The sequence below is a fragment of the Nonlabens xiamenensis genome (genome assembly GCF_003865345.1).
GTDB classification, from domain to species: Bacteria; Bacteroidota; Bacteroidia; order Flavobacteriales; family Flavobacteriaceae; genus Nonlabens; species Nonlabens xiamenensis.
The window spans coordinates 81,304-103,529 of sequence record NZ_RMVE01000005.1; the positions used below are offsets into that span (position 1 = coordinate 81,304).

23 protein-coding genes and 1 other RNA gene are annotated in these 22,226 nt (G+C 42.3%); 9 read left to right on the forward strand and 15 right to left on the reverse strand.

The window, feature by feature from the left end:
* Nucleotides 1–81 precede the first annotated feature (81 nt).
* An RNA gene (gene rnpB / locus EGM47_RS13130) (RNase P RNA component class A) lies at nt 82–412 on the forward strand.
* Here the strand turns inward: rnpB and EGM47_RS13135 are convergent.
* Genes EGM47_RS13135 through EGM47_RS13150 form a run of 4 tightly spaced genes read right to left on the reverse strand, consistent with a single transcriptional unit; the run spans nt 410 to nt 2,981 of the window.
* Nucleotides 410–883, reverse strand: a complete 474-nt coding sequence (locus EGM47_RS13135) for a SecDF P1 head subdomain-containing protein (RefSeq protein ID WP_164510896.1) — start codon at nt 881–883, stop codon at nt 410–412. The two genes, rnpB and EGM47_RS13135, sit on opposite strands and share 3 nt — an antisense overlap.
* Nucleotides 884–938: 55 nt before the next feature.
* Entirely contained in the window at nt 939–1,490 is a 552-nt protein-coding gene (gene rsmD / locus EGM47_RS13140; RefSeq protein ID WP_124981295.1) for a 16S rRNA (guanine(966)-N(2))-methyltransferase RsmD, read from the reverse strand.
* Complete coding sequence (locus tag EGM47_RS13145; protein ID WP_124981296.1) at nt 1,481–2,248, reverse strand: DUF3822 family protein; 768 nt, start codon at nt 2,246–2,248, stop codon at nt 1,481–1,483. The genes rsmD and EGM47_RS13145 overlap by 10 nt, the downstream gene beginning before the upstream one ends.
* Nucleotides 2,235–2,981 carry a hypothetical protein gene (locus EGM47_RS13150; protein ID WP_240642459.1) on the reverse strand — a complete coding sequence of 249 codons (747 nt, stop codon included), beginning with the start codon at nt 2,979–2,981 and terminating at the stop codon, nt 2,235–2,237. Before EGM47_RS13150 ends, EGM47_RS13145 begins: the two co-directional genes overlap by 14 nt.
* 117 nt (nt 2,982–3,098) lie before the next feature.
* Here EGM47_RS13150 and EGM47_RS13155 point away from each other — a divergent pair, with 117 nt between their 5' ends.
* Both EGM47_RS13155 and EGM47_RS13160 read left to right on the forward strand, forming a co-directional pair.
* Entirely contained in the window at nt 3,099–4,517 is a 1,419-nt protein-coding gene (locus tag EGM47_RS13155; protein WP_124981297.1) for an ATP-dependent DNA helicase, read from the forward strand.
* A 4-nt stretch (nt 4,518–4,521) separates the two neighbouring features.
* Nucleotides 4,522–5,118 carry a DUF4126 domain-containing protein gene (locus EGM47_RS13160; RefSeq protein ID WP_124981298.1) on the forward strand — a complete coding sequence of 199 codons (597 nt, stop codon included), beginning with the start codon at nt 4,522–4,524 and terminating at the stop codon, nt 5,116–5,118.
* A gap of 55 nt (nt 5,119–5,173) precedes the next feature.
* Here the strand turns inward: EGM47_RS13160 and EGM47_RS13165 are convergent, their stop codons facing one another.
* Together EGM47_RS13165 and EGM47_RS13170 are read right to left on the reverse strand one after the other, a co-directional pair.
* Entirely contained in the window at nt 5,174–6,529 is a 1,356-nt protein-coding gene (locus EGM47_RS13165; protein ID WP_124981299.1) for a T9SS type A sorting domain-containing protein, read from the reverse strand.
* 125 nt (nt 6,530–6,654) lie between these two features.
* Nucleotides 6,655–6,843, reverse strand: coding sequence for a hypothetical protein (locus EGM47_RS13170; RefSeq protein ID WP_124981300.1), 189 nt, complete (start codon nt 6,841–6,843; stop codon nt 6,655–6,657).
* 72 nt (nt 6,844–6,915) lie between these two features.
* Between EGM47_RS13170 and kdsB the strand changes: the two genes are divergently transcribed.
* Nucleotides 6,916–7,662, forward strand: a complete 747-nt coding sequence (gene kdsB, locus EGM47_RS13175; protein ID WP_124981301.1) for a 3-deoxy-manno-octulosonate cytidylyltransferase — start codon at nt 6,916–6,918, stop codon at nt 7,660–7,662.
* On the opposite strand, the gene EGM47_RS13180 is transcribed toward kdsB, so the two are convergent.
* Complete coding sequence (locus EGM47_RS13180) at nt 7,659–7,970, reverse strand: GNAT family protein (RefSeq protein WP_124981302.1); 312 nt, start codon at nt 7,968–7,970, stop codon at nt 7,659–7,661. The two genes, kdsB and EGM47_RS13180, sit on opposite strands and share 4 nt — an antisense overlap.
* 177 nt (nt 7,971–8,147) lie before the next feature.
* Between EGM47_RS13180 and EGM47_RS13185 the strand changes: the two genes are divergently transcribed.
* The 5 genes from EGM47_RS13185 to EGM47_RS13205 all read left to right on the forward strand — a co-directional run bounded on the left by EGM47_RS13185 (nt 8,148) and on the right by EGM47_RS13205 (nt 12,631).
* Nucleotides 8,148–8,795 carry an alpha/beta hydrolase family protein gene (locus EGM47_RS13185; RefSeq protein ID WP_124981303.1) on the forward strand — a complete coding sequence of 216 codons (648 nt, stop codon included), beginning with the start codon at nt 8,148–8,150 and terminating at the stop codon, nt 8,793–8,795.
* Between the two features lie 77 nt (nt 8,796–8,872).
* Nucleotides 8,873–9,811 (forward strand): lytic transglycosylase domain-containing protein, encoded by a 939-nt coding sequence (locus EGM47_RS13190; RefSeq protein ID WP_124981304.1) that lies wholly within the window; start codon nt 8,873–8,875, stop codon nt 9,809–9,811.
* A gap of 11 nt (nt 9,812–9,822) precedes the next feature.
* The gene (gene cls / locus EGM47_RS13195) at nt 9,823–11,304 is read left to right on the forward strand and encodes a cardiolipin synthase (RefSeq protein WP_124981305.1); all 1,482 of its coding nucleotides are present in this window, start codon (nt 9,823–9,825) and stop codon (nt 11,302–11,304) included.
* Between the two features lie 17 nt (nt 11,305–11,321).
* A complete protein-coding gene (locus EGM47_RS13200) occupies nt 11,322–11,705 on the forward strand; it encodes a sulfite exporter TauE/SafE family protein (protein ID WP_124981306.1) in 384 nt (127 codons plus the stop codon).
* Nucleotides 11,706–11,785: 80 nt separating this feature from the next.
* A complete protein-coding gene (locus EGM47_RS13205) occupies nt 11,786–12,631 on the forward strand; it encodes a DUF2911 domain-containing protein (RefSeq protein WP_124981307.1) in 846 nt (281 codons plus the stop codon).
* A 269-nt stretch (nt 12,632–12,900) separates the two neighbouring features.
* Here the strand turns inward: EGM47_RS13205 and EGM47_RS13210 are convergent, their stop codons facing one another.
* From EGM47_RS13210 to EGM47_RS13245, 8 genes are all read right to left on the reverse strand, one after another.
* Nucleotides 12,901–13,347: an SRPBCC family protein gene (locus EGM47_RS13210; RefSeq protein ID WP_124981308.1), complete on the reverse strand. Its 447-nt coding sequence runs from the start codon at nt 13,345–13,347 to the stop codon at nt 12,901–12,903.
* A complete protein-coding gene (locus EGM47_RS13215; protein WP_124981309.1) occupies nt 13,313–13,663 on the reverse strand; it encodes an ArsR/SmtB family transcription factor in 351 nt (116 codons plus the stop codon). Before EGM47_RS13215 ends, EGM47_RS13210 begins: the two co-directional genes overlap by 35 nt.
* Nucleotides 13,664–13,755: 92 nt before the next feature.
* A complete protein-coding gene (locus tag EGM47_RS13220) occupies nt 13,756–14,844 on the reverse strand; it encodes a hypothetical protein (RefSeq protein WP_124981310.1) in 1,089 nt (362 codons plus the stop codon).
* A gap of 11 nt (nt 14,845–14,855) precedes the next feature.
* Entirely contained in the window at nt 14,856–15,395 is a 540-nt protein-coding gene (locus tag EGM47_RS13225; protein WP_124981311.1) for a hypothetical protein, read from the reverse strand.
* 11 nt (nt 15,396–15,406) lie between these two features.
* A complete protein-coding gene (locus EGM47_RS13230; protein ID WP_124981312.1) occupies nt 15,407–17,125 on the reverse strand; it encodes a sodium:solute symporter in 1,719 nt (572 codons plus the stop codon).
* Between the two features lie 80 nt (nt 17,126–17,205).
* Nucleotides 17,206–19,755 carry a PIG-L family deacetylase gene (locus EGM47_RS13235; protein WP_206052177.1) on the reverse strand — a complete coding sequence of 850 codons (2,550 nt, stop codon included), beginning with the start codon at nt 19,753–19,755 and terminating at the stop codon, nt 17,206–17,208.
* Nucleotides 19,756–19,862: 107 nt separating this feature from the next.
* A complete protein-coding gene (locus EGM47_RS13240) occupies nt 19,863–20,945 on the reverse strand; it encodes a serine hydrolase domain-containing protein (protein WP_124981313.1) in 1,083 nt (360 codons plus the stop codon).
* Nucleotides 20,946–21,320: 375 nt separating this feature from the next.
* Entirely contained in the window at nt 21,321–22,106 is a 786-nt protein-coding gene (locus EGM47_RS13245; protein WP_164510897.1) for a DUF1206 domain-containing protein, read from the reverse strand.
* Nucleotides 22,107–22,226: the final 120 nt, after the last annotated feature.

Genomic DNA, 22,226 nt, shown 5'->3' on the forward strand with positions numbered 1-22,226 from the left:
AAGCTTGTCGGGGCATTGGAGTCTAAAAACAGAGCTTTTGATTTATACAAATTATCAACAGAATATAATGTAGCTTTGCGCAGAGCAGGCCGCCTTATCGATCCTCTGTAAGGAGGGTAGGAAAGTCCGGACACCATAGGATGACATAGCGGTTAACGGCCGCCATTTCGATTTTTATCGGAATAGGACCAGTGCAACAGAAAGAATGTACAGATCATGCTGTAGTGAAATCAGGTAAACTCTATGTGGTGCAATGTCGCGTATATCAGAGCTTGAGTGCGATCCGCGCGATTCTGAAGGGTAGACAGCTAGAGGTTCCGGGTAACCGTAACCCCAGATAAATGATAAGGGTTCATCTTTTTCCTTTGGGAAGCAGCGAACACAGAATCCGGCTTATAGGCCTGCTTTTTTATGGTATAGCTTTCATTCTTTTGACGATTTCTTGTACCTCTTGGATATCGTTAGATCCAAAAAATTGTACTCGGCCGCCTTCGATAGCTTGTTGAGCCATTGGAGCGCTAATGACCTTGCCATCAATGACTAAAAATAAAGGCTCTCTTGCACGCGAGGCCTCTAGGGTAGCTTGATACAATCGCTTTGCGCCTTCAGGATATAATACAATATCGATGACAGGTCGCCCTTGAGCCATCTCTATTTCAATAAACTTATAGTCCATAGGTACAGTTACAGGTCGATAGGCGACAGCATAAACTTTATCACTTCCTGGATCCATATAACTCAATGAGGTTGTAGTCTCACTGACTGGATAGATGCCATCTAAGAATCTGTCACTAGATACATTAAAGGCCTCAGATTGTTGGAGGTTTTTACCGCCCAGTGACAAAGGTTTTTTGGTCAACTGCTGGCAGTTGCCCAGCGACAAACAGGTGATTATGGCTATGGCAAACCAAGATATCTTTACCCGATATGTCTGCATTTTACTCCTCTTCTTCTGGGCCGTTGAAAAAACTAAATACCGTTCCGCCATACCTTCTGGAATTATCTAAATGAGGGTGCTCTTCCATATTCGTATGTTTGGAGTGCTCCATGATAAATATACCACCCGGCGCCAATAATTCAGCCTCCATCACCAGATCAGCCAATTGATGAAATTCTGCCTGCTCGAGTCCGTAAGGCGGATCTGCAAAAATCAAATCATAGGTTCCGCGATGTTTGGTTAAAAAACTGAATACATCTGCCTTAATGGTATCGATCGGAAATTCTAGGGTTTCGGCAGTTTTTTTAATGAAAGATATGCAAGGATAATGTTGATCTACGGCGGTGATCGCTGCTGCACCTCTGCTGGCAAATTCATAAGACATATTTCCGCTGCCGGCAAAAAGTTCTAAGACCTTGGTCCCAGGAATATGAATTTGGTGCCTGAGAATGTTGAATAAGGCCTCTTTGGCCATATCGGTTGTAGGGCGCACAGGAAGGTTTTTTGGTGCCATGATTCTACGACCTTTATGAGTGCCAGAAATTATACGCATAGGAATTGATTTTTGTAGGTTGGATAATCCTGCTGGTATTCTACGTGTCTGACATACGTGTACAGTAGGTCGTAGAGTTCCTGATCGTGGTTTTCTGAAATAATCCGCAGTTTAAAGGTTTCAGGGTCTGCCTCACAATGATGAGTGGTGTACATGGTATAATACAAGATATCTTCTATAGCTTCAAAAGGGAATAGGTTGTGGGCGTGCAACTTTCCGTTTTTAAAGATGCTGAGATAAAAATCTGACACCATCACTTCGAGGCTCACGTCGAAATGCAAACTCTTGGCGTCCTGACTGCGCAACTCGAGAAGCCTGCTGCCGTAATGATAATAGTCAAAACTACCGTAGCGCTCAAAGAAATAATTATTGATATTGGCATAGGCGATATAGACGGTATGGATGTTTAACTCACCAGATAGTTCGTCAGTGCTGATGTGGTCTGTTTCGAGGATACGAGCGTTATACTTTAAATAATCCACGGCCTGCTTCTCATTGAAGATTTCGCCAGGAACACAGGTAAAAATATTATGGTGGTAGAATAGGGTCGCTTTCGCGAAAGCGTAATCCAAAAACTCTTGCTGTTGGTAAATTTCCTCGATGCGTTTTAAAAGCTCAATCGGATTAGCCGGATGCTTGAATCGCTCGTGATAAGCATCCAATATTTGCCCATCCTGATAGGCATAAAAAGAAAGTCCATCCTGATGAATCAAGACGGACAGTTTCTTTAATATGGGTGTATCCTTAGTTTTCGGCATATTGTCTGGGCCAATTCCCGCTGGTGGTTACCTCATCAAGGCTACCTACCACAATGGCATCTCCATCAATGGCTTCTACACTGCGTATCTCCAACTCATCTTTCAGCAGTCGTTCTGGTTGGTCCCATAAGATATCTTTCTTCATGGCACGTGCTCTGAAGATGGGGATACGGTTGTCCTTGTCGATATAAACATCTGTTTTGAGCTCAATGCTTCCTGGAGCTCCTTCAAACGGGTATTCCAATAGTTGAGCGATTTTCACGTCGGTAAACAAAGAATCTTTAACCGATCTAAAGCCCAAGGTATCTATCAAAGTAATTTCTTTCTTATATCCGTTGGGATCATCAGGACTCAATCTAAACTTGATGTTACGCTCTCGATCGATTACTGTACTGTCTCGCTTCTGGGTTAATGCAAATTCGGCAGTGTCTACAAATTTGGCTAACGCATCAATATTGTCTGAATAAGTTCCAGTGATGGTCTTATAAGCATTTTGTGCCTCACGCAGATGGATCAATTGCCCGATGACCTGCTTATATCGCTCTTCCTTTACAGCTTCAAATTTAACTGGCTCTTCTATAGTCTTGTATAGCTTATATCCAAAAAATCCGCTGATTCCTAAAAGAATGATGATCACTATCGGGTGCAGCTTTTTTGGTATTTTGTTGATAAAGATCGCAAGCAATACCAGTACGATAAGGCCTAAAACGACAGATATAATTAAATTTGACATGAATTATTTGGTTTATGCTTTATTTCAAAGCTAACAAATCTACAATATTTTTTAAATCGCCCTAGTTTCCAGTTTAAAATTTGGGTTAAGTTTATCCCTAGTTGTCCACAATCCTACATGAATTCAGAAGATTTCTACAAAAATTTGCTTACCGAGTTCCCTTTCCGACCCACGCAGGAACAGGATAGAGCCCTGGAAGCACTGTCTGATTTTGTGCTGGATCAAGAAAAGGATCGTGTTTTTTTACTCAAAGGTTATGCTGGAACCGGAAAGACGACGATCATCAGTAGCCTGGTAAAGAGCATCTGGAAAGTGAGACAACATACGGTGCTGCTTGCACCCACCGGAAGGGCCGCCAAAGTGATCAGTAACTATTCCAATAAGCCTGCTGCCACAATCCATAGGGAAATCTATTATCCTAAATCTCAAGGCAACAATGTGCAATTCACCCTCAAGCAAAATAAGCACCGCAAAGCTATCTTCGTGGTAGATGAGTCTTCCATGATTCCTGATGTAGCTGCAGAAAACAAGATGTTTGGTGGAAACGGATCTTTGTTGGACGACTTGATAGAATACGTTTATAGTGGGGTGCAGTGCAAACTCCTGATCATTGGAGATACCGCGCAGTTACCACCAGTCCGACTAGAAGTTTCTCCAGCGTTGGAAGCTCAAGTCCTGGAGCAACGTTACCTGAAGTCCGTTACCGAAATCGAGCTTGACGAGGTAAAAAGACAAAGTGAAGGTTCAGGAATATTATTCAATGCCACACAAATCAGGAACCATATACTTAACGAAGAATTCGATTTTAAATTTGATGTGCAGGAGTTCACGGATATCAATCGGCTGATCGACGGTTACGAAATTATGGATGCGATACAGAGTGCCTATGATTTTCACGGTCATGAAGAAACCGCCATTATTGTGAGATCTAACAAAAGAGCCAATCTCTACAACCAGCAAATTCGCTCCAGAATTCTATTTAATGAGAATGAATTATCGGCTGGAGACTTCTTGATGGTGGTCAAAAATAACTACCATTGGTTACAACCCAACAGTGATGCAGGTTTTATTGCCAATGGAGATATTATTGAAGTGCTTGAGATCTTTTCCATCAAACACATCTACGGTTTCCAATTTGCCGAGGTGAAGGTGCGTATGGTAGACTATCCCAAAATGAAAGATTTTGAAACCGTTCTACTCTTGGATACCTTAAGTTCAGAAAGTCCATCCTTGACCTATGAAGAGAACAATAAACTCTATCAAGAGGTACGTATGGACTATCTAAAACTGCCGAAATATAAACAGTACAAGGAAATTAAGGAAAATCCGTTCTTTAATGCGTTGCAGGTTAAATTTAGTTATGCCATGACCTGTCATAAATCTCAGGGTGGGCAATGGGAAAATGTGATTGTCGAACAACCCTATCTTCCTGACGGGCCCAACAAAGGTTATTTGCGATGGTTATATACGGCAGTTACGCGCGCCAAAACAAATTTGTATCTTATTGGTTTTAAAAATGATCACTTTATAGAGTAGGCGTATGGAAATCTTTTTAAGTATATGTTTGGGAATCGGGCTTTCGGCAAGTGCCGGTTTCCGTGTTTTTATTCCGCTATTGTTGCTCAGTTTTGCGGGATATATGGGATGGATTCCGCTGGCTGAGGATTGGCAATGGGCAGGAAGTCTTACCGCTATCATCGTATTAGGAGTGGCTGCCGTTGTTGAAGTATTAGCTTATTATATTCCGTATGTGGACAATTTACTGGACACGATTTCTATTCCCTTGGCAACCGTCGCAGGTACTGCCGTCATGGTAAGTGTAATAGGGGATATGGACCCAGTCTACTCTTGGACGTTGGCTATTATTGCCGGTGGAGGTACTGCAGCTGCTGTATCTACCACAACTACGGCTGCGCGTGCGGCAAGTACCACCTTTACTGGTGGTTTAGGCAATCCAGTAGTGAGTACTGTGGAGGCTGGGGTGAGTAGCTTTTTATCCGTGCTGTCGATGGTGTTGCCCTTTGTGGCGGTATTGGTTGTATTTTTCCTTTTGGTAGGTATGCGTAAGTTGTACAAAAGGTTTTTTAAGAAAAAGAGACCAGAAGGAATGCCATCAGACCAACACCTATCTCGTTGAAAAACAAATATTTTAATTGATTTAAAAGTCCCAAATGATCTTCATCATCTTGCGATTATTCTTTAATAAACACCTGGGATAATTGTTGGGTATTACTGGAAAGTTGCAAGACATAACTTCCTGAAGCCAATCTGGATATATCAATATGATCTGAACCCACAGCGATTTGACTAATGACTTGACCATTCAAATCGATCACCTTTATTTGGTAGGACGAAAGGTCCTCCATGTTGATGTAAAGCTTGTGATCGGCTGGATTGGGATAAAGGAGAAATTCTGTGCCTGCGGCAACTTCAGTATTGCCCAGAGTGGAACAGGAAACAATGTTCCATGACGGGCAAAATTCGTAGGCATCCGTTGAAGCTGCCGTGTTGGGGGTCTTGATCCAAGGGCTTGAGGGGTTTCTTACATTGTCAAAAACATGTATTTCATTGGATACCGCACCTCTTGAGGTCGCCGTTGGAATACTGGTTTGGGTTCCCAATTCAAAGGTGTTGCCAAAAAACGAATTGCGATAACCGGTTTTATACGTATAGCTGCTGGACATACGATTGTTGAAATCGATCATGCTCGCAATGTTGGTGTTGCCATTGACTTGAAAAGTGTTGAAGTATATAAAGGTGTAGATACCTTTGATGTCCATAAAGGAATCTGAAAAATTTGCTCCAGTAATGCCAGTCCCATCCATGATGCAATTCTTGACTACATTATACTCGGTGCCTTCCTTGATATCAAAATGTTCTGCCCTGATATTGGGACCCATGATGCAGTTGTCAATAGTATTGTAATTACAATCTGGATTGTAGGTGCTGTGTTGGGATCGATCCGACCCAATATAAATTCCTTCTCCAAAACCAGCTGAATTCACTCCAGTATTACTGATACTACAGGAAATGATGGTATTGTGACTCGAACCACTTCTGATATGTATGCCTTCCTCGCCTATGTCCTGAACATCGATATTGGTCAAAGTGCAATAATTGGCCGTATCCAACATGATACCTTTATCTCCTTGTTCTATACGCAAATCCCTGATGTCCCAATAATCTCCAGTAATGCTCAGAATAGCACCATCATAGATGTCGTTATCCGGGCACTGCAATAGTGGTCTGTTGGTGCTGCTGGAACCTCGCAGAATGATAGGTTGGGTCGGCGTTCCACTTCTGTCTGAGGTAAATCTTACAAATTTTCCTATCGCGTCCATTACTTTACCGCTGGGTTCATAGGTTCCTGGCATGATGATGATTTCATCTCCCGGATTGGCTATACCCATCGCATTTCTAAGTTCGCTGGTCGTGCTGCAATTGTATATGGTGTAGGCATAGGACCAACTGGTCGGAATGCAGAACCATAAAAAGATCATCAATAGGCGGATCCTTAAGAGACAAAACTGGTTTTTGGTGGTTGCCATCTGGTTTTTTTTATGTCAATTGTTTAATAATCAGTAGCTAATATAGGCACCAAAAGTATTTTTATCGTTGATTGTGTTAATTTTATCAATTATGTTGTTTTTAATCGATAATTCTTTGAGATTGTTCATGATAAATTGCTGACGGGATCGTTTTTTGATCCTTTGATCTTAGGATTGGAAAGGAACGAGGCATTGTCTATTTTCGCTTTCGCGAAAGCGGCAACTGAGCCAGACCAATAATGATTTAAAACATGCTCGTAAGGCTCGGAAGGAATTTTTATCTTTAACTCAGCGGTGGCAACCACTTTTTCCATGGAGTAGCATTCAAGGAAAGCAAACACCAGATGAGGCCGAGACATAACTGTTATCGGACAATTAAAATATATATGAAGAAAATCGCAGTTATTCCAGCCAGGTACCAGGCCAGTAGATTTCCAGCAAAACTCATGCAGGATTTATGTGGTCAGTCTGTTATCGTTAGGACTTACCAGGCTACATTACAAACGGGTTTGTTTGATGAAGTGGTGGTCGCTACGGATTCTGACATCATTTATAAAGAAGTCAAAAACAACGGTGGTACAGTGATTAAATCCAAACGTGAACACCATTGTGGAAGTGACCGTATTGCCGAGGCCGTTGAAAATTCTGATGCAGATATAGTGGTCAACGTACAAGGAGATGAACCCTTTACCAATAAAGAAGATTTAGAAAAGTTGATTGGGGTATTTGAGCGGGACGAGCAAAAGGAAATCTCTCTGGCCTCCCTTATGCATGTCATGGCCAAAAGAGAAGACATTGAAAATCCTAACAATGTTAAAGTGGTGACGGATATGCAAAATAACGCGATTTATTTTTCCAGATCAGTCATACCTTTTCCCAGGGATTTAAAGATTCTACAGCCTGTATATAAGCATATAGGGATATATGCATTTCGCAAAGAGGCTTTACTCGATTTTTATACGCAATCGCCTACACCACTTGAACAATCTGAGAAAATTGAATGTATCAGATATTTGGAACACGGCAAGAAAATCAAAATGATTTTGACCGATCACACGAGCGTAGGTATAGATACTCCGGCCGATCTTGAATCGGCCAGGTCTACATGGAAGGAAAGGTATTCAGCTACTTAAATGCTGATTCCCACGGGAAGCATTTCCTTGTATTTGATCCGGTTCTTACGTACAAAACCAGCGATCTTTGGATGTGTAGGTACAACCTTTAATTCCTTTTCGTTTTTGATATTATCAAAAACTGCAGTTAAAAATTCGTTTTTAAAATCTACATCCTCTTCCAGTTGTTCAGGGATGATCAGTTTGGTAAGAAAAATTTTTCTTTCCTGTTGTGCGTATTCGACTTTAGCAAGAAAGTCTCCTTTACGACATTCGTACTGACGTAAAAAACTATTGTCAGTAACTTCAGTGCTTGTTGTGGTGTCCATATACATTCTTTTAACTCGGGACGCCTTAGTATGGCGTTCACTAATTTATAAGCCTTAACTTTGGTCGATTAGTGAAGAGTAAAAATTTCATTGTGATTGGTTCAAAGATACTCCAAAAATGATGTTAAGTTACCTTTTTAAATGTTAAAGACTTAATTAGTAGTATATTCATACAAAATGAAACATGTTTATATGATGCCCGGTATGGCGGCCTCCCCACTTATTTTTGAACATCTTTCGCTTCCTGAAGACCAATTTAACATTCATCTGCTTGAATGGTTGATCCCTTATAAAAATGAGTCCATATCCTCTTACGCCAGTCGACTGCTAGAGGAGGTTAAGTTTGAGAATCCTGTGTTAATTGGTGTGTCTTTTGGCGGAATTATAGTGCAAGAGATGGCCAAGCAAATTTCTGTGGATAAGCTCATCATCATTTCCAGTATCAAAAGTACGACAGAGTTCCCCAGGCGCATGAAGTTCGCCAGGCGCACGGGTATCCACAAATGTTTGCCTACCAGACTTGTGGAACGTATGGAGTTGTTGAATAAATACAATTTTGGTATAGCTGCCAAAAAAATAAAACTCTATAATAAATACCTTTCTGTCAATGACCGCCGCTATTTGGATTGGGCCTTAGAAAAAGTTGTCAATTGGCAACAAGACAAACCTTTACCAGGAACTATTCACATACACGGCGATAGTGATCCGGTATTTCCCATCAAATACATTGAGGATTGTACCACCATTGAAGGGGGGACTCATGTGATGATCATTAACCGATTCAGATGGTTCAATGAACATTTACCTGCTATAATTAATTCGTAAAAATCTGTAAACCTTAACGATTTATAACCTATTCACTTGCGTATACTTTAATATCTTTAGGTCAAAATTCCAGGATTATGAAAAAGATTTTGATGGGTGCCGTCATCGCCCTAGTAGCATTGGGAATAATGGGTGCTATCACGCAGCAGCAAAATGATGAAATTGAGTCTGCACAGGAAACTTCAGATACGCCGACCGATAAAGTGGTGGGAGACTATAATGTCTATAGCATCAGCCTTCCCGAAAGTATGGAATTTGCTGGAGAAGCAGTTCCACTAGAAAATCCAGACATCAGGGAAAGAGCCGACCGCGAATTCTTGGTCAATACCTACTGGCAATCCAATGGAATTCTATTGATCAAACGAGCACAAAAATATTTTCCCATCATTGAGCCCATCCTCAAAGAAAAAGGTGTTCCAGAAGATTTCAAGTACCTGGCGGTTATTGAAAGCGGTTTACAAAACGTAACCTCGCCTGCAGGTGCCAAGGGTTTTTGGCAAATCATGCCAGCGACCGGTAAGGAATTAGGTCTTGAAGTGAATGACAATGTTGATGAACGCTACCACCTTGAAATGGCTACCAGAGCAGCGGCTGATTATCTCAAAGAAAGCAAAGAGAGATTTGGTAGCTGGACACTGGCGGCTGCAGCTTATAATGCAGGAAACGCAGGAATAGATCGTCAGTTGGAAGCCCAGGGAGTAGATGATTACTATGATCTCTTGTTAGGACAAGAAACCGGTAGATATATGTTCCGTATTCTGGCTTTGAAGGAAATATTAGGGCAACCAGAGAAATTTGGCTTTAACGTTGACCCTGCCCATGCCTATCAGTTGGTTCCCACCAAGAAAATTGACGTGGATTATGAAATTGAAGATTTAGCCGCTTTCGCGAAAGCGAACAATATCAACTACAAAATTCTAAAAATACATAATCCCTGGTTGCGAGAACCCAAACTCAACAATTCATCCAGAAAGTTGTACCACATTGAGATCCCTAAAGAGGGATACTACAATTAATCACCTGCTGAATGCTGTCTTGGCTCACCCGTAATTGGTTTCTTTCTGCCCTGATCATTAATTATATCGTGGCACTAAGTGCAGCTTTCTTTCTCCTGCGCAGTAACCAAAATCCGCGTAAAACGCTATCCTCATTATTATTTTTGGTGGCCTTTCCATTTGTGGGTTTGGCCATCTACTATTTTTTTGGATTGGAATACCGCAAGTCTAAAATATTTAAAAGAAAAGACCTTGCCGCTCATAATTTGATCCAGGAATGGTCAGAACGACTGAAAATCAGTTCGGAAAAATTAAATGAATACGAACAAACCTTCCTGGAGGATCGACTCAAGGTTGCCAGGCTATTGCATCGCAACCAGGCTTCATCACTCACCTTGCGGAATGATCTTGAGCTCTTGATCAACGGTGAAGTGGCTTTTGAACGAATATTTCAAGATATTGATAGGGCTAAAGACCACATCCATCTGGAGTATTTTATCTTTAATGATGACCGCATCGGCAATGCTTTTATCGACAAGTTGGTGTCTGCACGTGAAAGAGGCGTAGAGGTAAAGTTGATCTATGACTCGGTAGGAAGTTCGTTGTCCGGTAAAGCCAAAAAGCGTATGAGAGAGGCTGGGATCGAGTATTACTCCTTCATGCCGGTAATCTTTTCCAACTTTACACGTAAGGCCAATTATCGCAATCATAGAAAAATCTGTATCATCGATGGACATATCGGATTTTTAGGCGGAGTGAACGTCAGTGATGACTATGTGAATAGGGAAGACGATCCGCCTTCTAAAACCTACTGGAGGGATACCCATTTGCGCATTGAAGGACACGCCGTCAAAACCATGCAAGCCCAATGGTTGCTTAATTATTACTTTGTAAGTGATCACGTTGGGGAAGACACAGATTTAGAGATTCCAGAAGACTATTTTCCAGAGATCGATGAGCATCCTAATAAACCTGTACAGATCGCTGCTAGTGGTCCAGATACTGATTGGGCCAACATCATGGAAGCTATTTTTATGGCGATCACCAGTGCAGAAAGCTGTGTACGTATTACCACGCCCTACTTTATTCCCAATGAGGCCATTCTTACCGCCTTAAAAAGCGCCGCAAGGTCAGGGATAGAAGTCCAGATTTTGGTACCTAGAATAGGGGATAGCTGGGCGGCCAGATATGCCTCGCGGTCCTATTTCAGAGAAATTTTGGAAAGTGGAATTCAGGTTTTTTGGTACAATAAGGGAATGGTTCATGCCAAATCCATGGTGGTAGATGATAAGTTTGCTACCATAGGAACCTCTAATATGGACTACCGTAGTTTTGACATCAATTTTGAGATCAATGCCTTGATTTTTGACCAGGGAATGGCCGTTGAATTAAATGAACAATTCAACAAAGATCTTGAGGATTGTACCGAAGTTCAACTAGATTTATGGGAAAAACGGGACGATTTGAACAAATTCAAAGAGTCTTTTTGTAGATTGTGGGCTCCATTACTCTAACCATGAAACCTAAAAAGATGACTTTGACGACTGTATTACTGTTATTACTGATCGGCCTACTGGCTGGTGTATTGAGCGGAAGCGTAGGCGTAGGAGGAGGAGTGATCATGGTCCCATTGGCCATTTGGTTTTTGGGATATTCCCAGCATCAAGCACAAGGAATGAGTCTGGCTGTACTTGCCGTTCCTGTCACATTCCTGGCTGCTTATACGTATCACAAAAACGGTCATACGCTGGATTGGCGATATGCCTTGATCATTGCCATCGCTTTTGTAGTGGGGGGATACTTCGGATCAAAGATTGCGGTAAACATCAACCAACAAATGCTGAAAAAGGTTTTTGGAATCATTTTGATCATAGTAGCGATTAAAATGATATTTTTTTCAGGTGCCAAAGCCTGAGTTAAGAAATTTATAACAGCCTGAATCTGGTAAATATCCGAATTTTACCATATCAATATTTTAAATCAACAATCCTAATTATGAAAAAATTTTTAATGGCCTTGAGCTTAATACTTGTAGCAACAGGAGTTGACGCTCAGATTAAGGCACCGCAACCTAGTCCTAGTGCTAAGGTAATGCAAACCGTAGGTCTTACCGATGTTACGCTTGAATATTCACGACCTGCCATGAGAGGTAGAGATATTTTTGGCGGACTCGTACCTTTTGATAAAGTATGGCGTACTGGAGCCAATGCCAACTCCACCATTAGTTTCTCTGATGACGTACAATTCAATGGTGTCAATGTACCCGCAGGTACTTATGCAGTTTACACCATTCCTGGTAAAAAAGAATGGGAAGTGATGTTGTATAGCGCTACAGACAATTGGGGTACACCAGAAAAATGGAATGATGCAATGGTAGTCGCTTCCGCGAAAGTGGAGCCTGTAAAGCTAAAAAATAAGGTGGAAAGTTGGACCATGGGTATCAACGAACTTGAAATGGACGGAGCGCACTTGCAGATGATGTGGGACGATACGATGGTAGCGGTACCTTTTAGTGTACCTACTGCCGCCAAAACACAAGCCAGTATTGAGCAAGTAATGAGTGGACCCAGCGCTAATGATTACTATAGTGCAGCCACATTTTACTTAGATACCAAACAGGACTTAAAAAAAGCCCATGATTGGATCTCTATGGCAGTAGAAATGCGCCCAGAAGCCTTCTGGATGTACCGTAAAAAATCTTTGATTGAAGCAGAGATGGGTAAAAAGTCTGACGCCATTGCCAGCGCTAAAAAGTCATTGGAATTGGCCCAGAAAGCGGGTAATGCCGACTATGTCAAATTGAACATGGACAGTCTAAAAGAATGGGGTGCTAAGATGTAAGTCTCACTTCTTCTTTATGAAGAGACCGTCTAGAAAGCCGATCAACATTCAGCTGCTTCTGAGCTCGTCGAATAAGTTTTGGAAAGCAATTTCAAAAACTTCTACAGGCTCAATCTGAATGAAGAAATCTGCTTTTTAGACGGTTTATTTTTGCACTCAGCAAGACCAAGTCTCAATATAGTTAATACTTTACTGGAACTTCAGCTTTCGCGAAATCTGAATACACAAGCCGAGGCTATGATACCCCACGCATTTTTTAGAACGGGTGATCAGGAAGAAAGACTTTTTTCCAAACGGTCAAAAGCAGAACCCCAGCCATTATAAAAGCCCATTTCCTTTTGTTGCTGGCAGTAGTCTGCCGTTGCATGGATAACGCTAAAGCTAAATTTGGTTTGCTTTCCTAAATCCTCAAATAATACGTGCAATTCGACCCCTTCAGTCATAGGTTTGAAATCAGCGGTCGTCACTATTTTTTTCATTTCAATGATTTCCTGATAGACCCCAGCGGAAATAAATTCGCTTCCATCAGGCATGGGCATGGCATATTTCCAGCTTCCACCTTCCTTAAATTCGTGTTGGAGCACTTTGACCTCCATACCTGGCGGTGCCCACCACTTCACAATTTGTTCTGGTGTAGTCCAGGCATTCCATACCAATTTTACAGGCGCATCAAAGATCTTTTCAATGGTCAGTGTTCTGTCGGTCATCGCTTTCATAATATTTGGTTTGTAATTGATGAATGTAATTTTCAAAGGAATCTATGCGCTTTTCCCAGAGCTTGTTATATTGCTTAATCCAGAGAAAGGCTGGGATCAGCTCTTGAGCCTGGATCATACACAAACGCTCCCTACCTGACGGCTGAAACGTTACAAGGCCACATTCGTTTAGAATTTTTAAATGCTTGGATATAGCTGGCCTGCTGATCTCAAACTGCTCAGCCACCTGATTAACCGTCAGGGCTTCTTCAGAAAGCAATTCGATGATATCACGTCTAATCGGATCGGCGATTGCCTGAAAAACGTCTCTTCTCATTTTATATGTAATCGATCGGTTACAAATATATATGTAACATTTCGGTTACGCAAATTTTCATGATAACTAATTCTCTTTTCCTTAGGATAATCTCAAGGCGAACTCGTCTTGGCTTGGGCTACATGGTGTACACGAACCATTTGATCAGGATCTGCATCGATGCACTTCATAAATGTGGCTGCGATAGGAGCAAACTCAGCCGAGGTCGGATGCAACTCGTTATACCAACCTTTTTCGGGATCCACACTGCCGCGACAGTCGATGTGGTGAACGTTGGGATAACAGTTGGTCAAAGAGATCAGCATCTCATTAAATTTTTCAATCATATAATAGATCAGCGCGCGTTGCTCCAATTCATCCTTGTACGCCTGCATTTCAATCGGTCGCTTTAACCAACCACCGTTGTTAAAGAGAATATTAGTGATAGGTTTAAAGATTTTAAGCGGATTCCAACCGAATCCTTTTTTAGAACTAGGGATGGCATGATCGTATCCCTGCGTGATGATCTTTAGGTTCGGATGCTCATAATTCCTATTGATGTGCTGGATCAGGTAGTGGTATTGCAGCGAAATGACTTCCAGTAACAATTCAAATTCTTTGGTAAAACTAGCGCTACCAAATGCCATTTTCCCGGCGTAAGTCGTCAAATCCGCCTCTATAGGTCGTCGTTGATGTAGGAGTTTGGCGATGCGATTGTCTCCTACAATATCGTTACCACCGCCACTGATCAATATAATATCTGGCTTATGCAGGGTTACTGTGCCTAGAAAATCATTTTCAGGACTCACTATTTGTGCGATCCAATCTCCTCCAAAGGCCTCGCTGCGAACAGCGTAATCATCACGCTTGACCAGATAGTCGGTGATCTCTTTAATAAATATTGGGTATTCGTACCAGGAATCGCCCTCTACCAGTAATTTTTTAGAATAGTTACCTCTTTTGATTTGGCGGGTGTACTTTCTATTTTTGATTTTGTTGCTGTAGCGATTCAACCTGCCTAGAATACCTGAAAATGCACTAGAAGCATTAAGTGCCTTGGGTGGCTTGTCCAGCAGTGCACAGTACAACAAATAGGCGTCATCCAGATCCACTTCGTGGTGGGCCACCATGTCCCGTTGCTGTTCGGCATTGGGATGAGTAGATTCCAGTCGATCCTTAAGTTGTTCGCTGCTGAGCTTCATCTAAGCTTATTTTAATTGAACCAATAAAAAAGTTGTCTTGAGAGGATCAGTACGGCCAATAGTCCGCCTAAAATTATTCCAGCGACCTGGTATTTTCCTTTGATACTGATTCCTAATACTATGGGAATAGCTATCGCCATGAGCACGAAGAAGCCTTCAGAAATTCTAAACAGAGGATGCTCCCACCATTGATCCAACGTGCTTTGTAAAATAAGACTTACTAATTTTTCAAATAGCCAAAAAGCAATGATAAATAGGATAAATCCATCTCGCCAATCCGATTGCTTTTTTTGCGTATCTGAGTAAACCTTGTTTTCAAATTGCATATCTCGATGTAGAGGGGATAATTCCTGATCTATAGCTGTTGACTCGACAGATCGGCTTCTTGCTTTGAACAATCGCGCAATCTCCTCAACCTTTTTGGCCATCAACCAATGGTGATCATGCTCAAGTCTTACTTTATAGTCGCCTCTGATGCGTTTAGCATACAATTCTTCTGGTGTAAAGGGACCAAACTCCCTAAATCCATCATGGTAGTAGTATTTGTTCATGTTTCAGCCTTTTATACTGGTAAATCTAATTTCTGTGGTTGATTAACACCACCAAGGATTAATGCAAGCCCAACGGTAAGTAATGCCCCCAGCGGATTCAACCAAAGGAAGGGGAGTATTTCTATACCATTTGCAAGTTGATCTACCGTATAACAAGCGATCACCACTGCTTCAGAGATCAATGCAGCCACAAAAATGGCCTGGCCTTTTACCTTTTTAAAATAAAATGCCACCAGAAATATACCCAGGATAGTTCCATAAAACAAGGAACCAATGATATTCACCAATTGGATCAGGTTATCAAACAAGGAGACGATGCTGGCAAACCCGATTGCCAAAAGTCCCCAACCCAAGGTAAACCAGCGACTCATACGCACATAGTGCTCATCAGATTTTTCCTCCTGACTGAAGCGTTTATAAATGTCGACTGTAGTCGTGGAGGATAAGGCATTGAGCTCAGAGGCTGTCGAACTCATTGCTGCGCTGAGGATGACGGCCAACAATAAACCAATCAAACCCTTGGGCAGATGGTGTAAGATAAAATGAATAAATACAAAATCCTTATCGTTGGTTTCAATATCAGGATCGGCTTGATTAATCAATTGTCTGGCGGCCTCACGGTTATTTTCTTCCTCAGCTCTGAGTCGGCTTAATTGAAGTACCAGAGGGGATTGATTAGCCCCAGGTTGATCCATGACTTCGGCATAGGCGCGTTGGGCCTCTTGTTTTTCCTTCAGGATTTTTTGGTGGGATGCCTGGAGTTCTTGGTATTCCTCTGCATAACTGCTCTCCATTACCGCTGTTTCTGCAGCAGGATTAAAGTTAAGTGGAGTGCTGTTGAATTGATAAAACACAAAAACCATGACACCTACCAACAGAATGAAAAATTGCATAGGCACTTTAAGCAGACCATTAAACAATAATCCGATGCGCATCTGTGAAACGGATTTACCCGACAAATAGCGCTGCACCTGGGATTGGTCTGTCCCAAAATAGCTGAGCATCAAAAAACTCGCACCAAAGAGTGCGCTCCATACGTTATAGCGATCATCCAGTGAAAAATCAAAATCCAGGACTTGCATTTTATCAGCATCCCCTGCCATGCTTAAGGCATTGTCAAAACTCACATTATCCGGTAGCTGGGTAACGATCAATACAAAGGCAGTGACCATTCCTGCCATGATGATAATCATTTGCTGCTTTTGGGTGACATTGACCGCTTTGGTACCACCTGATACCGTATAAATGATCACCAGCAAACCAATGATGATGTTCAGGTACTTTAATTCCCAGTCCAACACTGCACTCAGAATGATGGCAGGTGCATAAATAGTAATTCCGGCAGCGAGGCCACGTTGGATCAAGAATAAGATAGAAGCGAGTGACCTGGTCTTGAGGTCAAATCTCTTTTCCAGGAACTCATAGGCCGTATAAACTTTAAGCTTGTGGTAAATGGGAATAAAGGTCACGCAGATGATCACTACCGCAATGGGCAAACCAAAGTAGAATTGTACAAATTCCATCCCATCTGTATAGGCCTGACCTGGAGTACTTAAAAAAGTGATCGCGCTGGCCTGGGTCGCCATTACCGATAGACCTACCGTCCACCATCTGGCGTCACCACCTTTAAGGTATTGTTCGCTGGTTTGTTTCCCTCTGGTTTTATAGACACCATAGGCGACGATAAACGTCAGCGTACTGACTAAAATGAACCAATCAATCCATTCCATAAGCCAGTCCTATCAGGTAAAAAATAATTCCAAAAACCAGATTGGCCAAGAGGACCAATACGTACCAACGGCGCCAGCGTCTAGAGTTTGCTTTTTCCATTCTCGGTATTGATGGGTTGATTTTGTATTCCTACACTCAACATATTGGCCAATAGCCTGTAAGCTCCAGATACGCCAGCAGGCAGTTCTCTGAACAGGCTCAGCCCTGTGTAGATGACATGTCCTTTTCCATAAGGCGCTACAATCAAACTTCCTTTGGTCATTTCTTCACCTTTGTCCTTCATACCTAATAATGGTGTAAAGGCAGGATCCCAATCCGTAGGGAAGTAGAGACCTCTTTCCTGTACCCAACCTTCAAAATCTTCCTGGCTGATTTTATTGGGTGTGTTAAGGATAGGGTGATCCGGTGCCAAGATAGAAACAGGTGCATTTTCATCAGTAACCCGCTTTCGCGAAAGCGTAATGGACAGAGGTCCTAGCAAGTCCTGATCAAACCTACGACTGGTATTGTATTGCATCAGTAATGTCCCTCCCTGGTTCACAAAAGCCTCCAATCTATCCTGTAATGCCGCCATGTCTTCTTCAGCCACGTTGAACGCCCGTATGCCGGTAACCACTACATCGTATTTAGACAAATCGGCTGGAACTTCACTGGGCTCAAATTTAAATACCTTACTGCCGATGGCTTCAATCGCCTGGGCCACTTCATCACCGGCGCCATTGATATACGCCACGGTTTCGGCCTTGTTGATCAGGCCAGGTTTCACTACTTGAGCACTGTTATTCCGTACCAATTGTTGGTCGGGAATATGATCGTAATCTATACTTATAACTTCTTGGCTGAAGCTTTTGTCGCCTATTTTGACCAAACCGCTAATTACACCCCTCGAGGCTTCATTTGGAGCGGTTAACTCGAATTGAAAACTGCGCTCAACGCCAGGTGCCAGCGCTTCAAAATTTTGAAGGTCTGGACTGACATTCCAAGTTGCTGGATGACATAGTTCAACCGTTCCAGCCGCGACCTGCGCATAGGCTTTCACTTTGACCTGAATGGTCTTGGTAGGGTTGTTGGAAAAGACAAAAACTGGTTCAGCGATGGAAACTCCAACGGGAGGCACAATATGCAAGGGTTCGTTTACCTCTCCACGCACAGGATCAGTACGTTTGTGGATGAGGGCCACCGTTTTGTCAATCTGCTGGTCCATGATTTGGATTCGGATGGGTACCTGGATTTCAGCAGGAAGTTCAGGTTGACCAATATGGGTCGGGTCCAACACAGCATACATGCCCAGACTACCTTTCTCCTTCAGATAATACGGACTGGAAGGAAGGATGGCTGTGGGTGTTTTAATGCTCAATTCGACATTTGTACTCTGATTATTTTGGATAGTTAAGCTAGTGGTTTCTGGTGTGACATAATCAGTGGACATGATCCTGATCTTTAAAGGTACCTGAGAACGGTTGGTAAGTTCGAGGACAGCGGTTGACTCAGCACCCTGAACCAATTGGGGTTGAGGTATGGAAGCTTCCATATAGAGTCCTGTGATATCCAGTATCAGTTCCTCCAGGTCTTTGAGTTTGATCTCTTTCCAGTAGTGAGGTGGTAGGGATTTAAGGCGTTTTCTCAATTCCAATAAAGCTTCTAAACTGGCAGCAGGGTCTTTGAAATCATAGGCTGCCAAAATGCGGTCCAGATAGGCTTGGATGCCTTCGGCCTTTGGAACCCGACTCCAGGTGGTATTGATGCCTGAAAATAGATCCGTTTTATCGTTGGGGAATGATCCTTCTAAGAATTCCAGATATTCGATTTGTGAACCACGTGATCCGATACTTCCGAATCCCTGCGATTTGTGCTGGCTTCGGCTTAAAGCGGCTATTTCTCCATTGGATAAACCTTTGTGGGTATAATAACTGCCGGCATCTATCTCGAGTAAGTTGGTTTTGTCCGCTTTCGCGAAAGCTTCCCTACCACCATAGAACCACCAACTTGTATTAAAAAATACACGTGATGGCTGCCATGGTTCCAAGGTTTCCAATTGATCCTTATAGGCATCCGTTTTCCCAGCCAATTGAAAAGCCTTCATGGATAACATCGCGCTTGTAGTGTGGTGCCCATGGGTGCTGCCTGGTGTGCGATGGTCAAACCTGTTGATTACCACATCGGGTTTAAAACGACGAATGATGCGTACCACATCAGCGGTGACCTCTTCCTCATTCCAGATGTCCAAAGTTTCATCCGGATGCTTGGAATATCCAAAATCATTGGCTCTTGTAAAGAATTGTTGGCCATTATCAATATTTCTAGCTTCCAACAATTCTTGGGTTCGGATCATACCTAATTGTTCGCGTAGCTGCGGGCCGATGAGATTTTGCCCACCATCTCCACGGGTAAGAGAGAGGTAAGCGGTTCGAGCCATGCGATCATTGGCCAGATAGCTGATCAATCTGGTGTTTTCATCATCGGGATGAGCAGCCAGATACAAAGCCGAGCCTAAGAAACCGAGCTGCTTGATTCGGTGGTGTATGTCTGAGGGCTGAGTAGGGGTAGGGGTGAGCCTATTCTCTTGGGCAAAGCACATCGCTAGATGGCCAAATAAAAACGCCCAACATGCAAAATATTTTGTAATCATGCCGTGAATATAAAATTTTCAATGCTTACTCTGGCAGTGCGCTTGGTCTATTTTACAACCAATAGGAGAAGTTGAACAAGCGCATGCCGAATCTTTATGACTAATAATTAAGGCATTACCTGCTGTAGGCGCTGCCAGATCTGATCGTGAAAAAGAACTGGAACCAAGTCATTGGATGCACTTTCTCCCATACGCACCACCACCATATTTTGGCTGGGGATAACGTCAATAATCTGCCCGTTTTTGCCCAAGGCACTGAACATATCAGCTGGAGCGGCTGGTGTTACTGAGCTGGGTACCGATACCGTAGCGCCAGGAAAAATCACACTCTCCTTACCATTGAGCCACCATAAATAACCGTAGGAGGGATTGAGGTTTTGGGAGCTAACCACAGCTTCTTGCATAAAATTATTGTCAATCACCATATGGCCATTCCAGTTTCCTTGATGTAGGGCAAGTAATCCAAATCTAGCGGCATCCCTGGCTGTACTGACAAACAAGCGGTTGCTCAAGGCAGTAGAAAGCCATTGCCCGCTCATGCCGATCCTATCGCCGATCCGAGATTGTGTAAAGGTATTGACATCTACACCCGTAGCTGATTCCAGTACATCATGTAATAATAAGTAGGGCGCATTGTGGTAGTACCATTGCGTATCTGGATCATTGCGATAACTGAGGCAAGAAGGGTCGGTACAGTCTAAATTGGTCACTTCAAATTCCAGCCCGGTACTCATACTTAGCTGATGTTTGATTTGAATTTGTTCCTCTAAAGCCGCAGGCATACTCGTCCATCCAGATCCCAAATAATCGGCGGTCGGATCATTTAAGGATAGCTGGCCCTCTTGTTGAGCTATGCCTATCAGGCTGGCAGCCAAAGATTTTCCTGCACTGGCCCAATACCATTGGTTATCTACACCAAATGGCTGTCCTTGGAGATCCATGTTCCAGTATTCTTCTACAACGATCTTTCCATCCACCAACACAATAAATGCCCGGGTTCCATTTTGTTCTAGAAATGTCTTGAGATCCTCCAATTCATTGTTGTTCCAACCCAAAGATGCGGGCGTTGTTTGTTCCCAAGCTGAATTATCTAAGGGTGGAAAATAGGTAGAATTGGGAGGTGAGGTATCCTCATCATCGGTCGAACAGGCCGCCAGAAAAAATAACAGGCAAATAGGAAGAAAGCGCATATAGGAAAATTTGGTCAATATAGCTTTTAGATCTTTAAAAATGCAAAAAGTTTAATACTGGTATTTATTACCGATTAAACACTTCCCTGAATTTTATAAGTAATCTGTCAATGAGTCGGAGATCCTGAGTGATGATATTGGCTGTGGTCATGGATTCCTGATGAAGAGGGATGATCTTATCGTAATTTATTTTTATTGAATCATAACCATTAGAGTTATAATAATTAATCTTCCATCTAACATCTATTGTGAATTTGAAGATGAATACCATCACCATCTTCGTTATACCGTATATTATTTTCGTGTGAGGATGGAGATAAAAAAAGCCTGGAAGTCTAATTTCCAGGCTTTCATTGGCTATTCAAATATTACTAATTACTGAATAGGGATGTTGCGATAGCGTGAGCTAGCAAGCAAGTAAATTCCGTAGAGTGCTAGTCCAGCGGCTATGATGCCTAAGAGCACCAAACCACCTTGTTCCTGTAAAAAAGAAAATGCTTTTTTGGTTCCGCCAGCCATGGCAGCATTGGATTGATAAGCTGCCTTAGCAAAAAGAAATGCTAGGATCCCAAAAACAATTCCTCGTGCGGTAAATCCAACTTTTCCTGCCTTAGTGAGAAAGGATTGTGCTTTTTGATCCAACTCAGCATTTTGAATACGTTTTTTATATTTTCCAGAGTATGCCCGGTATAATTCATAAATACCTTTTCCTGCTAAAGCTAGTGCAATGGCATACACTACATAAACACCCCAAGATTGATCTAACAAGGCAGACAACCAATTACTGCTTCCGGAGCCTCCATCAGAACTGCCCAATAATATCTCAATCGCGGTATAAGCCAATACGGCATACGACATAGCACTTAAAAAGTACCCCAATCTCTTTACGGCTGACTTCTCTGAGCTATCTGTGTTACCTTCTGGGTCATTAAAGGCCAAATAAAGTCGCCAAAATACATACCCTAAAATCCCGATGGTAAGCAATCCCAAAAGTATCTGCCCAAAACTTTGCTTTGCGATATAAGTAAGAACACCATCGCTTCCCGTAATATTTTGTCGGGAATTAAATGCAGCATACGCGGTAATTCCACCTATGAATAAATAGATAACCCCTTTGGTAGCAATTCCGGTACGGGCAAATTTTTCTTTTTTGGATGACATAATGTTTTTTGTTTTAAGATACATACTAAATCCTGGTAGGAAGAACTGTTTATCAAAAGCTTATTCATTTTTTAAGCAAACATTGTCATATCTAAGGCCAACTGTTAAAAATATAAAGTG

Excerpts from the sequence above, each read along its gene's own strand:
- EGM47_RS13190 (WP_124981304.1), top strand. The coding sequence starts at position 8,873 with ATGAAAAAGATTTTGATGGGTGCCGTCATCGCCCTAGTAGCATTGGGA.
- EGM47_RS13220 (WP_124981310.1), bottom strand. The coding sequence starts at position 14,844 with ATGAAGCTCAGCAGCGAACAACTTAAGGATCGACTGGAATCTACTCAT.
- EGM47_RS13180 (WP_124981302.1), bottom strand. The coding sequence starts at position 7,970 with ATGGACACCACAACAAGCACTGAAGTTACTGACAATAGTTTTTTACGT.
- cls (WP_124981305.1), top strand. The coding sequence starts at position 9,823 with ATGCTGTCTTGGCTCACCCGTAATTGGTTTCTTTCTGCCCTGATCATT.
- EGM47_RS13215 (WP_124981309.1), bottom strand. The coding sequence starts at position 13,663 with ATGAGAAGAGACGTTTTTCAGGCAATCGCCGATCCGATTAGACGTGAT.
- EGM47_RS13165 (WP_124981299.1), bottom strand. The coding sequence starts at position 6,529 with ATGGCAACCACCAAAAACCAGTTTTGTCTCTTAAGGATCCGCCTATTG.
- EGM47_RS13155 (WP_124981297.1), top strand. The coding sequence starts at position 3,099 with ATGAATTCAGAAGATTTCTACAAAAATTTGCTTACCGAGTTCCCTTTC.
- EGM47_RS13210 (WP_124981308.1), bottom strand. The coding sequence starts at position 13,347 with ATGAAAGCGATGACCGACAGAACACTGACCATTGAAAAGATCTTTGAT.
- rsmD (WP_124981295.1), bottom strand. The coding sequence starts at position 1,490 with ATGCGTATAATTTCTGGCACTCATAAAGGTCGTAGAATCATGGCACCA.
- EGM47_RS13160 (WP_124981298.1), top strand. The coding sequence starts at position 4,522 with ATGGAAATCTTTTTAAGTATATGTTTGGGAATCGGGCTTTCGGCAAGT.
- EGM47_RS13170 (WP_124981300.1), bottom strand. The coding sequence starts at position 6,843 with ATGGAAAAAGTGGTTGCCACCGCTGAGTTAAAGATAAAAATTCCTTCC.
- kdsB (WP_124981301.1), top strand. The coding sequence starts at position 6,916 with ATGAAGAAAATCGCAGTTATTCCAGCCAGGTACCAGGCCAGTAGATTT.
- EGM47_RS13145 (WP_124981296.1), bottom strand. The coding sequence starts at position 2,248 with ATGCCGAAAACTAAGGATACACCCATATTAAAGAAACTGTCCGTCTTG.
- EGM47_RS13200 (WP_124981306.1), top strand. The coding sequence starts at position 11,322 with ATGACTTTGACGACTGTATTACTGTTATTACTGATCGGCCTACTGGCT.
- EGM47_RS13230 (WP_124981312.1), bottom strand. The coding sequence starts at position 17,125 with ATGGAATGGATTGATTGGTTCATTTTAGTCAGTACGCTGACGTTTATC.
- EGM47_RS13240 (WP_124981313.1), bottom strand. The coding sequence starts at position 20,945 with ATGCGCTTTCTTCCTATTTGCCTGTTATTTTTTCTGGCGGCCTGTTCG.
- EGM47_RS13235 (WP_206052177.1), bottom strand. The coding sequence starts at position 19,755 with ATGATTACAAAATATTTTGCATGTTGGGCGTTTTTATTTGGCCATCTA.
- EGM47_RS13245 (WP_164510897.1), bottom strand. The coding sequence starts at position 22,106 with ATGTCATCCAAAAAAGAAAAATTTGCCCGTACCGGAATTGCTACCAAA.
- EGM47_RS13225 (WP_124981311.1), bottom strand. The coding sequence starts at position 15,395 with ATGAACAAATACTACTACCATGATGGATTTAGGGAGTTTGGTCCCTTT.
- EGM47_RS13185 (WP_124981303.1), top strand. The coding sequence starts at position 8,148 with ATGAAACATGTTTATATGATGCCCGGTATGGCGGCCTCCCCACTTATT.
- EGM47_RS13150 (WP_240642459.1), bottom strand. The coding sequence starts at position 2,981 with ATGTCAAATTTAATTATATCTGTCGTTTTAGGCCTTATCGTACTGGTA.
- EGM47_RS13205 (WP_124981307.1), top strand. The coding sequence starts at position 11,786 with ATGAAAAAATTTTTAATGGCCTTGAGCTTAATACTTGTAGCAACAGGA.